Here is a 15504-nt window from a genome sequence, read left to right as displayed (position 1 = left end):
TTCATGCGGCCAGCGCGATGGAAACATTTCAGACGCTTAAGAATTTCACCCTAAAGGGCGCGTTCCTTTTCTTCATTCCCGTCGGGACGAGCTGAGCACTGCAGGGCGGCGAGGCCCCGGGCCCGAAGGGGCGCGCCCAGGACGGGCGTGCGGTTTTCGCCGGGTCATGGATGACCCGTCGGAACACCCCCTCGCCGACCGAAGCGCGCAGGGCATCCTGCCTCGAACCCCGTTCGAGGCAGGACTCGCCCGCCGGGAGCGTTTCTTTGGTGACTTTCTTGTCGCACAAGAAAGACACCCGGCCCGCTTCAGCGGGGCGGAATCTTCTTCTCGGAGCTAGGGGAACGCCGAATTACCGGCAACACTTCGCTCATGCCGGCCTACGGCACTGGGCGGTGACGAGCCAGCAAGGTTCGAGATTGCCGCGGCCCCTGGCGGGGCCTCGCAACGACGTGCTTCCTGGCCTCGGGTACCTCTTGAACGCTGGCAGGCGCCATGAATGGCGCCCTACGGAAGCCAAATCCAGGCTCGTATGTCACCCACTGTGTAAGGCCGAATTCATTCGGCTGGTAACCACGGGCTAACCCCGCGTCCGCAACACCACCCGCAGCCGGCGAAACATCTCCCCGTCGACACTATCCGACACCAGCGGCACCGGTACGGGTAAACGCCATCGCCGATGCCGGAAATGCAGCAGCACGAGCCACGGCAGACATACGGAGGTAGGCGCCAGCGTCGCATCGGTCACGCTACCGTCGCGGCGGGTCAACCGCCACCGAGCCTCATCGACAGGGCCACGTAGATGCACGACGGCATCGTTCCGTCGCAGCGATAACCGCCACCATTCATGACGCAACGACAACGCGATCAGCGGCAGCAATAACAGGGTCAGCGGCCAGCGTAGCGCCAGCCAGCCGACGAGCAGCGCCGCGGCAACATGGACGATCAGACACAGGGCGCGAAGCCGGCGGGATGGCCGGATGGGAATATCCAGCGGCGCCGGCTGACGAGTCACACCACCCGGCGGTATTCCCGGATGCGTTCGGCCAGGCCGGCCGATACCGGATCGGTCGGCGGCTGGCTGCCCAGCAGCAGTGCGTAGAGGTCCGGGTCCTCGTACTCGAGCAGACCGCGGAACGCGCTGATCTCGTCCGGGCTCAGCCCCTCGAATTCGGCGCGGTAGAACCGCTCGAGCAGGACGTCCAGTTCCTTCATGCCACGACGGCAGAGCCAGCGGATACGGCCGGCTTCACTCACGCTGGCGCTTTCCGATTCATGCGGTGCCGACCGGCGCTATCCCTGGCGTTCCAGCAACAGCTTCTTGGTCTCGGCAATGGCCTTGGCCGGATTCAGGCCCTTGGGACAGGTATTGGTGCAGTTCATGATGGTGTGGCACCGATACAGCTTGAACGGATCCTCCAGCTGGTCGAGGCGCTCGCCAATGCCCTCATCACGCGAATCGGCGATCCAGCGATACGCCTGCAGCAATACGGCCGGGCCCAGATAGCGGTCCGGGTTCCACCAGTAGCTGGGGCAGGACGTGGAGCAGCAGGCGCACAGGATGCATTCGTAAAGCCCATCCAGTTCCTTGCGGTCTTCCGGCGTCTGCAGTCGTTCCCGTGTCGGCGCCGGGGTGTCGGTCTTGATCCAGGGCTCGATGGACGCGTACTGCGCGTAGAAATGGGTCAGATCCGGCACCAGGTCCTTGACCACCGGCATGTGCGGCAGCGGGTAAATCTTGACCGCCCCCTTCACCTCGTCGATGCCCTTGATGCAGGCCAGCGTGTTGGTGCCGTCGATGTTGAACGCGCAGGAACCGCAGATGCCCTCGCGGCAGGAACGCCGGAAGGTCAGCGTGGGGTCCACCTCGTTCTTGATCTTGATCAGGGCATCCAGAACCATCGGGCCACAGTCGTCCAGATCCAGATCATAGGTATCCATGCGCGGCGTTTCGCCGGCGTCCGGATCCCAGCGGTAGATATTGAACGTCCGGACATTGGTGGCACCGTCCGGCGCCGGGAAATGCTTGCCCTTGCCGATGCGGGAGTTCTTGGGAAGACGGAATTGAGCCATTGAATTCTCCGTGCGGCGTGAGACGCAGGGTGTGAGGCGGTTTCAGTAACGCGACGATCGCGCTGTACACCTCATACCTGCGCCTGACGCATCTAGTACGTCCGCTTTTTGGGCGGAATCACTTCCATGTCATCGGTCATGGTGGTCATGTGGACCGGCCGGTAATCGATGGTCACATCCTGCCCGTCACGCCAGGCCAGGGTGTGCTTCATCCAGTTCTCGTCGTCGCGGTCCGCGAAATCCTCGCGGGCATGCGCGCCGCGGCTTTCCTGGCGATTGTGCGCCGAACGCATGGTCACTAGCGCCTGACCGAGCATGTTGTCCAGTTCCAGTGTTTCCACCAGATCGGAGTTCCACACCAGCGAGCGGTCGGACACGTCGATCTCGTCGAACGAGCCCACCACGTCCTTGATCTTGTCCAGGCCTTCCTGGAGCGTGTCACCGGTCCGGAAGACCGCGGCGAAGTTCTGCATGGTGTGCTGCATGTCGTCGCGGATACCGGCGGTCGGCCGGCTGCCCTTGGCATTTCGCAGGGCATCGAAGCGCGACAGCATCTTGTCGTCCACATCCGCCGGCAGGCTCTTGTGCGAGGCCCCCGGCTTGATCGTCTCGACACAGCGGTGCGCCACTGCGCGACCGAAAACCACCAGATCCAGCAGCGAATTCGAGCCCAGGCGGTTGGCGCCGTGCACCGACACGCAGGCCGCCTCGCCCACCGCCATCAGGCCGGGCACCACGGCGTCCGGATCGCCGTCGCGCAGGGTCAGCACTTCGCCGTGATAATTCGCCGGAATGCCGCCCATGTTGTAGTGCACGGTCGGCAGCACCGGAATCGGCTCGCGGGTCACGTCCACGCCGGAGAAGATGCGGGCGGTTTCGGCGATGCCCGGCAGCCGCTCGTTGATCACCTCGGCACCCAGATGCTCCAGATGCAGGTGGATGTGATCGGCCTTGGGCCCTACGCCGCGGCCTTCACGGATCTCGATGGTCATCGACCGCGAGACCACGTCGCGGCTGGCCAGATCCTTGGCGTTGGGGGCGTAACGCTCCATGAAGCGCTCGCCTTCCGAGTTGGTCAGGTAGCCACCCTCGCCGCGCACGCCCTCGGTGATCAGGCAGCCGGCCCCGTAGATGCCGGTGGGGTGGAACTGCACGAATTCCATGTCCTGCAGCGGCAGCCCGGCGCGCAGCACCATGCCGCCGCCGTCACCGGTGCAGGTATGCGCCGAGGTGCAGGAGAAATAGGTCCGGCCGTAGCCACCGGTGGCCAGAATCACCTGATGGGCGCGGAAGCGGTGCAGCGTGCCTTCGGACAGGTCCCAGGCCCAGACACCGCGGCATACGCCCTCGTCATCCATGATCAGGTCGATCGCGAAGTACTCGATGAAGAAATCGGCCTTGTACTTCAGCGCCTGCTGGTAGAGCGCATGCAGCATCGCATGGCCGGTGCGGTCGGCCGCCGCGCAGGTGCGCTGCGCCGTGCCCTCGCCATAATGCGTGGTCATGCCGCCGAACGGCCGCTGGTAGATCTTGCCTTCCTCGGTGCGGGAGAACGGCACGCCGTCGTGCTCCAGCTCGATTACCGACGGGATGGCCTCGCGGCACATGTATTCGATGGCGTCCTGATCACCCAGCCAGTCCGACCCCTTGATGGTGTCGTAGGCGTGCCAGCGCCAGTCGTCGTCACCCATGTTGCCGAGCGCGGCGGATACCCCGCCCTGCGCCGCCACTGTATGGCTGCGGGTGGGAAACACCTTGGTCACACAGGCGGTGGATAATCCCGCCTGCGCCAGACCGCGGGTGGCGCGCAGTCCGGCGCCGCCGGCGCCCACCACAACGACATCGTGCCGATGTTCGATCACTTCGTAGGCTTGACTCATGCGCCGGCTCCCAGGGCAATCCAGAGCACGGCGAAAATCGATCCCACAGCCAGCACCACATGGATGAACTGCAGCAACGTGAGGGTGACCATCTTGAGGCCCTCGCCGTGCACGTAATCCTCGACAATCACCTGCAACCCCAGCTGCGAGTGATAGAACGCCACTGCCAGATACAGGCTAAGCAGCACCGCCACCAGCGGCGAGCCGATCCAGGCGATCGCGGCGTCGTAACCGCTACCGGTGTGCGTGGCCAGCGAGGCCACGAACCAGAAGGTCAGGGGCACCAGCGCGACGGCCGACAGCCGTTGCGCCCGCCAGTGGCCGACCCCGTGTTTGGCCGACCCCAGCCCGCGGGCGCGCGCCAGCGGTGAGCGAATCTGTTCCATTCGTGCGTCCTCTCCGAAAATGGCGGCCCGGCAGTGCCCCCACGCGCCGGGTCATGTCTTCCGATGCCTGCGGCCCGCCTCCACGGCCCGCGGGCGGCTCACACCAGCAGCCAGGCGCCGGCGGTGAGCAGAACAGCGGCAACGACCGTCGCGTAACCGGTCAGGTATGCCGTGCGGATATCCAGACCCCAGCCAGCATCCCAGGCGAGGTGCCGAATGCCGTTGCACAGGTGGTAGAACAGGGCGAAGCTCCAGAACACCATCAGCACCTGCCCGTACCAGGCGGCGAGATGATCGTTGATCAGGGCGAACGTGTCGGCCCCGCCAGCCGCGGCGATCAGCCACAACGCCAGCACCGCCGTGCCGGCGGCCAGCGCGACGCCCGTCAGCCGGTGGCTGATCGAGAGTATGGACGTGAGCTGCGGTCGGTAAATCTGAAGATGCGGCGACAAGGGCCGCTGGGAGGCATTCGCCATGAGTGTCGGTCCCCGAAAAACGCGTTAGAAGTCGATGCAGCGCCCGTTCTTTTCCCAGTCACCGTAGCGGGTCGGTTCCGGGCCCTTACGGCCACCGAGTTCGCGCGGCCGGGTGGTTTCGGGCTCGCGATCAGCGGGCGGTGGAGTCGGCTTGCGCGGTTCAGTCATCGCCGGAAGCTTAAACGGTCGGGATGTTGCATGGCAATATACGGGCATGATTCGAGAACAGATGAACCCCGGCGCGGATGCCATTTCCGACGCCGAAAACTGGCCCGACGACGGGATTCGGCTGTCGCATATCGGTGCCATCGAGGTCGCCGGCGACGACGCCAACTCGTTCCTGAACGCCCAGATCACGGCCGACACCAACCGCGTCAAGGCCGGCCAAAGCCGCCCGGCCGCCTGGTGCGATGCCCAGGGCCGCGCACTGGCCGTGTTCCAGGTAATACGGCTCGAGCCCGGGCGCTTTCTGCTGCTCTGCGCCGCTGATCTGGTCGCCGAAACCCTCAAGCGCCTGCAGATGTTCGTACTGCGCGCCCGGGTGACGCTTGCCGCCCTGCCCGACAACTGGGACCGGCGCGGTTTTCCGCTCGAAAGCGCAACCCGGGCACTGGACGACGTCGGCCTTTCGGGGCTGGAGGAGGATAACGCCGTCGCCCACAACGACGGCTGGCTGGCGATACGCCTGCCCGGCGACCCGGCCCGATGCCTTCTGGCCGCCCGCCGCGATACCGAGGCCGAAACAGCGGGCGTTGACGACCCCCGGCGTCTGGCCGCATGGCGGCTGGCCGGCATCCGGGCCGGGCTGCCCGTGATCCACACCGCCACGCGCGCCCTGTTCGTGCCGCAAATGCTCAACCTTCACTGGCTGAACGGGCTCGACTTCGACAAGGGCTGCTATCCCGGCCAGGAAGTCGTCGCGCGACTACAGTTCCGGGGCAAGCTCAAGCGCCGGCTGTTCCGCGGTGCCACCACCGCCGCCTGCCGACCCGGCGACGCCGTTATTGATGCCGATGACGGGAATGCCGGCACCATCCTCGATGCGGCACCCGATGGCAATGGCCGGAATGAGGTGCTGGCAGTACTCAAGCTTTCCACCACCGAGCAGTCACTACAGGTGAATGGCGAGGCGATGGAGTTGCGGGAACTCCCCTACGCCACTGATCCACCATAGGGCCGAGTTAATTCGACCTGTCCGATGCGTCGGCGCTAGCCGGCTCCGGTGCCAAGGGCGATGAGATAGCCGCGGCGCTCCGCGCCTCGCTAAGACTTTTGGCGATGTCATCGCGAGGCAGGACCGCGCAAGCGGGGCTGCCGCGGCGATCTCTCTGCCCAGATCACGCCACGGAGCGGATCAACCGGGCGAGATAGCCGCGGCGCTGACGCGCCTCGCCATGACAGGTCAGGCCACGAAACCCAGGTCGACTACCGCGGCCGCAACTGCGGGAACAGCAACACGTCGCGGATGGCCGCGCGGTCGGCCAGGAACATGACCAGCCGATCGATGCCGATGCCCGCGCCGGCGGTGGGCGGCAGGCCGTATTCCAGCGCCTCCACGTAATCGGCGTCGTAATACATCGCCTCGTCGTCGCCGGCGTCCTTGGCCCCGGCCTGGGCGCGCAGTCGTTCGGCCTGATCTTCCGGGTCGTTGAGCTCGGAAAAACCATTCGCCACTTCCCGGCCACCGATGAACAGCTCGAAGCGCTCGGTCAGCTCGGGGGCGTCATCGCGGCGGCGGGCCAGCGGGGACACCTCGGCCGGGTAATCGGTAATGAAGGTGGGTTCGTGCAGGCGATGTTCGACGGTCTTCTCGAACAGCTCGGTCTGGCGCTTGCCGCGACCCCAGCCGGATTCCGGAGTGATGCCGTGGTCGCGGCATAGACGATCAAGGCAGGCGTCGTCGTCCAGGTCCGCGCGCTGGATGTCCGGATTGAACTCGACAATGGCCTCGGCCAGCGGTAACCGGCGGTACGGACCGGCCAGGTTGATGGCTTCGCCCTGATACTCGATCTGCGCGCTGCCCAGCAGTTCGACGGCCAGGCGCTCGATCAGCCCCTCGATCAGGCGCATCAGATCCTCGTGATCGGCATAGGCCTGGTAGAACTCGAGCATGGTGAACTCGGGATTGTGCCGCGTGGACACCCCCTCGTTGCGGAAATTGCGGTTGAGTTCGTAGACGCGGTCCATGCCGCCCACCACCAGCCGCTTGAGAAACAACTCCGGGGCGATGCGCAGATAGAAATCGTGATCCAGCGCGTTGTAGTGCGTCACGAATGGCCGCGCGGCAGCACCGCCGGGGATCGCCTGCAGCATGGGCGTTTCCACCTCGGCGAAGCCGGCCTCGTCGAAGTAACCTCGCACCTGCCGCATCAGCCGGCTGCGCAGCGTGAACACCGCCCGCGATTCCGGATGCATGATCAGATCCAGATACCGCTGACGGTAGCGCGCTTCGGTATCGGACAGGCCGTGCCACTTTTCGGGCAGGGGCCGCAGCGACTTGGTCAGCAGCCGCAGTTCGTCCACGCGGATCGACAGCTCGCCGGTGCGGGTACGCATCAACTGACCGGCCGCGCCCAGGATGTCGCCCACATCCATGGCCTTGAAGGCGCGATAGGCCTCTTCGCCAATGGCATCCCGCTGCACGAATAACTGAATCCGGCCGCTGCCGTCCTGCAACTGCGCGAAGCTGGCCTTGCCCATCACCCGTTTTGCCATCAGACGCCCGGCCACGGTGACCGATTCGGCGGATTCCAGCGCCTCGTCCCCGGCCTCGCCGAACGCCTCCGCCAGCGGCCCGGCCTGGTTTGCAGGCCGGAAATCGTTGGGAAACGCCCCGCCAGTCTCGCGCCAGGCGGTTAGCTTGTCCCGCCGGGCTGCGATCAGCCGGTGTTCATCGCCGGAATCATCCGGATTCTGATTATTCGCGTTATCACTGCTCATGCTGCTGCCGTATCAACCGTGTCAGATGCCCTGCTTCAGGCTTTCCTCGATGAACCCGTCCAGGTCGCCGTCGAGCACTGCCTGGGTATTCCCCACTTCGTGCCCGGTGCGCAGATCCTTGATGCGGGACTGATCCAGCACATACGAACGAATCTGGCTGCCCCAGCCGATATCGGCCTTGCCGGCCTCGGTGGCCTCGGCCACTTCCTTGCGTTCGGCCAGTTCACGCTCGTACAGCTTGGACTGCAACTGGGCCATGGCCGTGGCCCGGTTGGCGTGCTGGGAACGGCTGTTCTGGCACTGCACCACGATGTTGGTGGGCAGATGGGTGATGCGCACCGCCGATTCCGTGCGGTTGACATGCTGGCCGCCCGCGCCGCTGGCCCGGTAGACGTCGACCCGCAGGTCCGATGGATCGATCTGGATGTCGATGTCGTCGTCGATCTCCGGCGACACGAACACGGCCGCGAACGAGGTATGCCGCCGGGCGCCGGAATCGAACGGCGACTTGCGAACCAGCCGGTGCACGCCGGTTTCGGTGCGCAGCCAGCCGTAGGCGTGGGGGCCTTCCACCCGCACGGAGGCGCTCTTGAGTCCCGCCACATCACCGGCCGAGGCTTCCAGGATTTCCGTGGTGAAACCGCGTCGCTCGCACCAGCGCAGGTACATGCGCAGCAACATATCCGCCCAGTCCTGGGCTTCGGTGCCGCCGGACCCGGCCTGGATATCCACAAAGGCGTTGCGCTCGTCGGCCTCGCCGGAAAACATCCGGGCGAATTCCAGCTGCTTGACCAGCGCCTCGACCTTTTCCAGCTCGCTACCGATATCGGCCAGCACGCTGGCATCGTCCTCGTCAGCGGCCAGGGTCAGAAGCTCGGCGGATTCGGCCAGGCTGTGATCGGCCTTCTCCAGCGGGCGGATGATGTCCTCCACCCGGGCCTTTTCCTTGCCCAGGTTCTGCGCGCGATCCGGGTCTTCTACCCAGATTTCGCCCTGCGCCAGCTCACCCTCGATTTCCTCGAGGCGTTCCTTGCGCTCAGCGTAGTCAAAGATAGCCCCGCAGGTCGCTGACGCGCGACCGCAGGGCATCCATGCGTGATTCCAGGTGTGCGGGTTCGATCGATTCCACGATTTTTCCTTGGTCGTGCGCATCTCATTGCCGGCCGCCGGCCGGGTCGAGGGCCGCGGATGATTACAGTTTCGTCGCAACGGGACAACATGGCGAATGCCGGGCTTCGTCCGGCATCGCGGCTCGTGCGCGCGCCGGGAACGCGTCATCATTGCCCCCGCACCCGAAGCGGCCCATAATGCGGCGGGGTGCGATGCCCGGCGCGAGCCGAGGCGATGAGTCCAGGGGGCCAAACAAGCCCGCCACCGCTATTGCAGGGAGAGAACGACGATGCGACTAACATTTGCGACAGGGCCAGCGTTGCTGGCGGCGCTGGCGTTCGGTGTGTCCGCCACCGCGAGCGCCCAGAATGAAGACAATACAGTCGACAAGCGCTTCTATGTGGCGCCGATGTACAGCTTCGGCGACTTCGACGACGCCTCGTTCAACAACGGCAACGAGGTGGACTTCGACGAAACCGACGGCTACACCATCGCCATCGGCAAGACGCTGAGCAAGATGTTCGCATTGGAAGTGTTCGCCTCCGGCTTCAGCGGCGTGGAAGACCTCAACAGCAACGGCGGCGAAGCCGACATCGACGCCTACGGCGTGAGCGGCCTGATCTTCCCCTATCGGGATTTCTTCCCGTTCTTCCTGATGGGCGGTGCTGGTACCGGCGACTATTCCTTCGATGGCATGGTCGGCGGCGCCACGCTGGACGACGGTGACGGCAACTTCTACGAGTTCGGTGGCGGTTTCCTCCTGCCGATTCCGGATCTGCTGGACTTCGGCTACGGCGTGTCTCTGCGCGCTGAATACCGCGTGCGCAGCGTCGACGTGGAAATCAGCGGCACTGATGACCTGTCGTTCACCGACAAGATTGCATCGGTCGGCCTGTCCATCCCGCTGGGCGCGCCGCCCGCAGAACCCGGGCCCGAACCGGCTCCCGCGCCGGCTCCCCCACCCCCGCCCCCGGCTGACAGCGATAACGACGGCGTCAACGACGACAACGACGAATGCCCCGGCACGCCAGTGGGCACCGAAGTCGACGCCAGCGGTTGCCCGGTCGAGAAGGACGAGCCCATCGTGCTGAAAGGCGTGACCTTCGAGTTCAACTCGGATCGGCTCACCGCCGACGCCGAGAACCGGCTCGACAACGTGGTCAACGCGTTGATGACCGCGGAGGACATCGACGTTCGCGTCGAAGGCCACACGGACAGCATTGGCGACAACGCCTATAACCAGGAACTGTCGCAGGATCGCGCCGATTCCGTGAAGCGCTACCTGGTCGAGCACGGAATCGAGCCGGGCCGCATGACCACGGAAGGCTTCGGTGAGAGCAAGCCGGTGGCCTCGAACGAGACCGATGCCGGTCGCGCCGAGAACCGTCGCGTGGAGTTGCATGTAGCCGATTAGGCAGCAGCACCGGCGCATTTTTCGCCCCCGGTCGAATTCATGTCGGCCGGGGGCGGTGTATTTGAAGGACTCGTGTTCCCGCGATTGCGTACCAGGTGGGAACAGTGGTAAAAATCAGGCTGGGGTTAGCCTTTTAGCGTTGCCGGCAAGCAAGCATGGAAGGCCAACAAACTGCCTACTCGGGGAGTGATCAAGATGAACCGTAAACACAGCATCGTGCTGGCTGGCGCGCTGGCAATCTCCAGCGCATGGACCAGCGCAGCCCTGGCTCAGGAAGACGAAAAGGTCTTCGATGACCGCTTCTACCTCGCCCCGATGGCGAGCTGGACGTTTATCGACGACGACGGCACCCAGCAGCTCGATCCGGACAACGCCGGTGGCGTACACCTGAGCTTCGGCAAGCCGATCAACAAGTACTTCTCAGTGGAACTGTTTGGCTCCTTTTTCGGCGATGTCGATTTCGAGGGCCCGAATGTCTTCACCGGCGACGTCGAGATGCTGGAGTACGGCCTGAGCGGCCTCTACTTCCCGATTCCCGACGACGCGCCGGTTTATGGCCTGGCCAGCGTCGGCATGGGTGATTATGAGTTTGAATTCACCGGCAATCCGGCTCTGGATGGTGACCAGGACGGTGACTTCTTCGACCTGGGTCTCGGCTTCATCCTGCCGCTGAACGCGCTGGGTATTCCGGACAACTACGGCTTCTCGATCCGCGGCGAGTATCGTTACCGCCAGTCGGATGTGGATGACGTGCCCGGCAATGTCGAGTTCGAAGGCCATATTGTCCAGCTCGGCCTTCAGATCCCGCTCGGCCCCAACCCCAACAAGCCGGAACCGCAGTCTGCGCCCACGCCTGTCCCGGCGCCCGTGCAGACCGGCCCCTCGGACAGCGACGGCGACGGCGTAATCGATGCCAAGGACGAGTGCCCGAGCACACCGCCCGGCACTGAAGTCGACGGCACCGGCTGCCCGATCGAGAAGGACGAGCCGATCGTCCTGCGCGGCGTGACTTTCGAGTTCAACTCGGCAACGCTGACCACCCAGGCGGAAGATCGTCTCGATAACGTGGTTAACGCGCTGCAGGCTGCTGACCAGATCGAGGTCCGCGTGGAAGGCCATACCGATAGCGTCGGCGGCGCCCAGTACAACCTCGAGCTGTCGCAGGAGCGTGCGGATTCCGTGAAGGCCTATCTGGTCCAGTACGGTATCGACGCAAACCGCCTGACCACCCGCGGTTTCGGTGAGACCCGCCCGGTCGCCCCGAATACCAACCCGGATGGTTCCGACAATCCGGCTGGCCGTGCGGAAAACCGACGCGTGGAACTGCACGTCGAAGACGAATAACCGCTCGCATCAGCGGACAAAGACGATTCAAAGCCCCGGCATTGCCGGGGCTTTTTTTGTGTCTACCCTGGAATCTACCCACGCGCAGGACGCGACGCTATAAAGGCCGGTGGATAAGTGGAACCAGCTACCGGTAGATACCGTCTTACCCGTCAAGCGGTTTGCGGGATATCGGGATTGAAGGGCTGCCGGTGTTTGAGCACCCCGAAGACGATGTGCAGCAGTTTTCGCATGGCGGCGGCGAGCACGCTCATTTTGGGCTTGCCCTGGTGGCGCAGGCGGTCGCAGAAGGTTCGGATGACCGGGTTATGGGTCCAGGCCACGATGGCAGGGAAGTACAAGGCCTGCCGCAGATGGGCGTTACCGGTCTTGCTCAAGCGACTGGGCCCGCACACGCTGCGTCCGGAGCGGTGCTGACGGGGCGTTAAGCCAGCGGCCGCAGCCAGTTGGCGGGCGCCGGTATAGCGCGTCAACGACCCGATTTCGGCGATAAGCCGCTGGGCGGTGGCCACCCCGATGCCGGGGATGGTGGCCAGCAGGTCCTGTTGCTCGCGCAGGTGCGGGTGATTGTTGATGTGGGTGTCGATCTCACGCCTGAGGCGCGCGATCTCGCGCTCGAGTTCGGCCTGGACCTGTGTGATGGACTGCGCGACGGCGTCGGGCAGCGCGGGACTGGCGCGCCGGTTGTTTTCCTCGTCACGCATGGTCTGGACCGCGACCAGTCGCCGGACCAGGGCCTGGAGCTGGCGCACTTCCACCGGCGGCGGGGCCCAGGGCTCGGGCGCCTGGGTGGCGGCAAACCGGGCGATCACGCTGGCATCGGCCCGGTCGGTCTTGTTGCGACTCAGCAGGCTCTGGGCATATTTGGCCACCTGCGCGGGATTGATCACACTCACCACATGGCCGGCCTCGTAGAGATACGTGGCCACGGCCTGCTCATGGCCGCCGGTGGCCTCCAGGCAGGCATGAACCGTGGCAACCCCGCGCTCGGCCAGCCAGTCGGCCAGTTGCCCGAAACCCGCCGGGCTGTTGGTAAACCGTTTGTGCTTGCGTTTGCCGTCGGCGCGTAACAGCGCCACATGCAGATCCTGCTTGGCGACATCGATGCCCAACACTGCCTCGGTTGTCATGGCATCACCTCCTGTCCGATCAACCTTGCTCATCCAGACTCAGCCCGGGCCTGCCGGGCGGTCTTCGATACCGTTCGATCTGTGCGCGACAGAAAGCCGGGCCAGGGGCTTGATCTACGTCACAGGTTGGTGCCACCTAAGGGCCGAAACAGCCTCATCTGGCCCGTCCGGCTCCAGCGTCCTGGAACCAGGATCAACATACAAGGGCCGAATTCATTCGGCCTGCCAGGTCCGACTCCCATCGCAACCCAATTCATCCCGAGGAAGCCCCGCGTCAGCGGGTCTACTGCGGCAACCTCCGGCCGGATCACCTCAAAAGGGTGCCCCACCCATACGGCATAGCCACGGCGCTTCGCGCCTGGTTATGACAGGCAGGCGCGATAAATCACGCCCTACAGCCTGCTGCCAAGGGATGCGACGGGCGAGGTTCATCGTAGGGCCGACTTCATTCGGCCTGCCAGATTCGACGCCTTTCCCCACCCCTGTCATCGCGAGGAAGTCCCGCGCCAGCGGGGCTGACGCGGCGATCTCCGGCTCGGTCATGCCTCAGGGCCCCATCCGAACGGTACAGCCGCGGCGCTTCGCGCCTCGCTATGACAGACAGGCGCGATGAAGCACACCACACCCTACCGGCCCGGCTGTGCAACCTCCCACACCTCATCGGCGCCAACGCGATCACGCCAGTGCTGACGCATGTGGCCAGGTAGCGCCCGGTCCGAATCCAGAAAATCGCGCCGCAGGTTGTAGTTCTGGGTGGGCTCGACCAGAAAATCGGGGCGCAGCACATTGCGATTGCCGGGACCATCGATCACGGTGCCCGTCGAATACTGCCAGCGCGGCTGACCGGTCACGGTAACGCCATTCCAGGGCTTCATCCCCACCCGCGGAGTCAACGGCAGGCTGACGGAGAGGCCGCCAAACTGCTGATCATCCTCGTCGCGGAGGTAGAACAAACCAACAATCACGTCGCCGATGTAACGGCGAAGAATGACCCGCCCGCCGCGGTCTTCACCGAAGAACTGACCGTAGGAAAAGGACAGACTCAGATCCTGCTCCCACCACCAGAACCGGTAAGAGCCGATCGCCAGATCCTGCGCCTCCAGACCGGACACATCCTCGTTCTGGTACCGCGCCAGATGCGCATGAACCTGATGACGTCCGGTCGGCGAATGGAGCAACGCCTCGTAATCGATAACGCTATGGTCGTCCTGCCCGATGCGCTGGATGCCCAGCGAGAGCTGTCCCAGGTAGCTTGATACGGGGCGATGAGTCCACTGGGCGAACGCCTCATCCAGCCCGCTATCCTGCTGCCGGCCGGCAAATGCGCCGCCATCCCGGTAGGAATCCGAGCGAGCACCTTCCACCAACCCTGCGACATGAGCCGAGAGCCCGCTGCCGAACATCAGGCGCAGCGACGACTGCAGCGCCACGTCATAATCGAACACGCCGAAATCGGTGGCCGTGGCGCTGTCCAGCACCGGCTCCAGACGCAGTTCGGCACCGATCGCCGGGCTGGCCGATTCCGCCAGCCAGTCAACGCCGGCCGGGTCATCCGAGCCCCAGGCGATGCGGCGCGCATTGGCGTTCTCGTCCAGCAACACCGCCGAGCGCGGAACCCCATTGCGCTGCTCGAACAACGCCCAGCCCTCGGGCTGGAGGCCGGTCCGGCGCAACACGTCCCGCACCACCTGATACCCGTCCAGATGATTGTGCAGGAAACGCCGGTTTTCGAATTGCACGATCACGCGTGCCTCCTCGTCCCGGCCTACCGAAACATCAGACAGCCCCGCCGCTGCCAGCTGGTCAGCCACACGGCTGGCCTGATCCGCCGTGAGCGGGCTAGCAGATGGCGCCTCACTAGCCGCAGCGGGTGCCGGTGCCGGCGAGGCATGCTGCACCGGCCCCGAAATGGGCGCTGGTGACTTGCCGAACGCAAAGCGCAGCGACAGCCCGGCCGCGAAATCCTCGCGGTCGTCCTCGCTGTAGAGCTTGGTCGACAGCGCCACCATGCCGCGGTCGGAGAATTGATACCGGGCGCCCAGCCCGGCGCGCACGAACTCGCCGTCGTAATCGGCCACCACGCGGCCCCAGTTGCCGATATTCCAGGCCAACCCGCCGAATTCCGATGTCAGCCTGTCCGGCCCGTCGCCATAACCCAGCGTCACATCCAGCGGGCCGAGATGCCCCGTTGCCACCGCGTATCGAGCCTCTACCTGCTGGGCATCGCCCGCGAAATCCTGCAGGCCGACGGCAAAATCGAGATATTCCGTGTCCAGTGGCCGCAGCTTGATGTTGCCGGACAAGTCATTACGCGTGCGGCGGCCGTTGGCGTTGTAATTGGTCAAGACCCGGCCGCTGAGTTCCACGAACGGCAACGGTGCGTAGCCCAGTACGTAATTGCTGGCGCGATCCAGATCGCGTCCCTCCGACACGAAGTCGTTATTGGCGTGCATAACGACTTCCTCAGCCTCCAGCAGGCCCGCATCGGGCACCGTGATCAGCCCGGTCTGGCCCTGGAAGCTCATCCAGCCATCGGCTGCCGCCGTCATCGGCACCAGCAGCAAAGCCGCGATAACCCATCGCGGCACGCATCGGAAACTCATGCGATCGGCCTTTTCATTGCTTCAATACGCTTCCATCGTCTCGACATGGCGGCATGAATGCCGCCCTACACGTCCGGACCGTAGGGCGTGATTCATCACGCCTAACACCACAAACCGGCCCCTGCCATCGCGACCTGGCGGCATGAAT

At 64.8% G+C, this 15504-nt stretch carries 14 protein-coding genes; 3 read left to right on the top strand and 11 right to left on the bottom strand.

The window, feature by feature from the left end; translation table 11 throughout:
• Nucleotides 1–580: 580 nt before the first annotated feature.
• The 7 genes from RM531_RS00070 to RM531_RS00040 form a co-directional block, all read right to left on the bottom strand.
• A complete protein-coding gene (locus RM531_RS00070) occupies nt 581–1015 on the bottom strand; it encodes a protein YgfX (RefSeq protein ID WP_311656343.1) in 435 nt (144 codons plus the stop codon).
• The gene (locus RM531_RS00065) at nt 1012–1257 is read right to left on the bottom strand and encodes an FAD assembly factor SdhE (RefSeq protein WP_311656341.1); all 246 of its coding nucleotides are present in this window, start codon (nt 1255–1257) and stop codon (nt 1012–1014) included. The genes RM531_RS00070 and RM531_RS00065 overlap by 4 nt, the downstream gene beginning before the upstream one ends.
• A gap of 36 nt (nt 1258–1293) precedes the next feature.
• Nucleotides 1294–2073, bottom strand: coding sequence for a succinate dehydrogenase iron-sulfur subunit (locus RM531_RS00060; protein ID WP_311656339.1), 780 nt, complete (start codon nt 2071–2073; stop codon nt 1294–1296).
• A gap of 92 nt (nt 2074–2165) precedes the next feature.
• Entirely contained in the window at nt 2166–3953 is a 1788-nt protein-coding gene (gene sdhA, locus RM531_RS00055; RefSeq protein WP_311656338.1) for a succinate dehydrogenase flavoprotein subunit, read from the bottom strand.
• Complete coding sequence (sdhD, locus tag RM531_RS00050; RefSeq protein ID WP_311656337.1) at nt 3950–4339, bottom strand: succinate dehydrogenase, hydrophobic membrane anchor protein; 390 nt, start codon at nt 4337–4339, stop codon at nt 3950–3952. The genes sdhA and sdhD overlap by 4 nt, the downstream gene beginning before the upstream one ends.
• Nucleotides 4340–4437: 98 nt before the next feature.
• Nucleotides 4438–4815: a succinate dehydrogenase, cytochrome b556 subunit gene (gene sdhC / locus RM531_RS00045; RefSeq protein WP_311656335.1), complete on the bottom strand. Its 378-nt coding sequence runs from the start codon at nt 4813–4815 to the stop codon at nt 4438–4440.
• Between the two features lie 24 nt (nt 4816–4839).
• Nucleotides 4840–4983 carry a DUF1674 domain-containing protein gene (locus RM531_RS00040; protein WP_311656333.1) on the bottom strand — a complete coding sequence of 48 codons (144 nt, stop codon included), beginning with the start codon at nt 4981–4983 and terminating at the stop codon, nt 4840–4842.
• A 46-nt stretch (nt 4984–5029) separates the two neighbouring features.
• On the opposite strand from RM531_RS00040, the gene ygfZ reads away from it, so the two are divergent.
• Nucleotides 5030–5989, top strand: a complete 960-nt coding sequence (gene ygfZ / locus RM531_RS00035; RefSeq protein WP_311656332.1) for a CAF17-like 4Fe-4S cluster assembly/insertion protein YgfZ — start codon at nt 5030–5032, stop codon at nt 5987–5989.
• A gap of 251 nt (nt 5990–6240) precedes the next feature.
• On the opposite strand, the gene lysS is transcribed toward ygfZ, so the two are convergent.
• On the bottom strand, nt 6241–7755 hold the full coding sequence (lysS, locus tag RM531_RS00030; protein WP_311656330.1) for a lysine--tRNA ligase: 1515 nt from the start codon (nt 7753–7755) through the stop codon (nt 6241–6243).
• A 21-nt stretch (nt 7756–7776) separates the two neighbouring features.
• Nucleotides 7777–8848 (bottom strand): peptide chain release factor 2 gene (gene prfB / locus RM531_RS00025; protein WP_349255367.1). Its coding sequence is split into 2 segments (ribosomal slippage): nt 7777–8802 and nt 8804–8848, totalling 1071 coding nucleotides; the frame shifts between segments, so codons are not numbered across the junction.
• 306 nt (nt 8849–9154) lie between these two features.
• Here prfB and RM531_RS00020 point away from each other — a divergent pair.
• Together RM531_RS00020 and RM531_RS00015 are read left to right on the top strand one after the other, a co-directional pair.
• On the top strand, nt 9155–10279 hold the full coding sequence (locus RM531_RS00020) for an OmpA family protein (protein ID WP_311656328.1): 1125 nt from the start codon (nt 9155–9157) through the stop codon (nt 10277–10279).
• Between the two features lie 195 nt (nt 10280–10474).
• Nucleotides 10475–11623, top strand: a complete 1149-nt coding sequence (locus RM531_RS00015) for an OmpA family protein (RefSeq protein ID WP_311656327.1) — start codon at nt 10475–10477, stop codon at nt 11621–11623.
• A 152-nt stretch (nt 11624–11775) separates the two neighbouring features.
• Here the strand turns inward: RM531_RS00015 and RM531_RS00010 are convergent, their stop codons facing one another.
• Both RM531_RS00010 and RM531_RS00005 read right to left on the bottom strand, forming a co-directional pair.
• On the bottom strand, nt 11776–12753 hold the full coding sequence (locus tag RM531_RS00010; RefSeq protein ID WP_311656325.1) for an IS110 family RNA-guided transposase: 978 nt from the start codon (nt 12751–12753) through the stop codon (nt 11776–11778).
• A 626-nt stretch (nt 12754–13379) separates the two neighbouring features.
• Complete coding sequence (locus RM531_RS00005) at nt 13380–15341, bottom strand: YjbH domain-containing protein (RefSeq protein WP_311656323.1); 1962 nt, start codon at nt 15339–15341, stop codon at nt 13380–13382.
• Nucleotides 15342–15504 lie beyond the last annotated feature (163 nt).

The organism is Spectribacter acetivorans (assembly GCF_031846305.1).
Classification (GTDB): domain Bacteria; phylum Pseudomonadota; class Gammaproteobacteria; order Nevskiales; family Salinisphaeraceae; genus Spectribacter; species Spectribacter acetivorans.
Note: the sequence above shows the minus strand (reverse complement) of the source record. Positions and strands in the feature narration are given on the sequence as shown.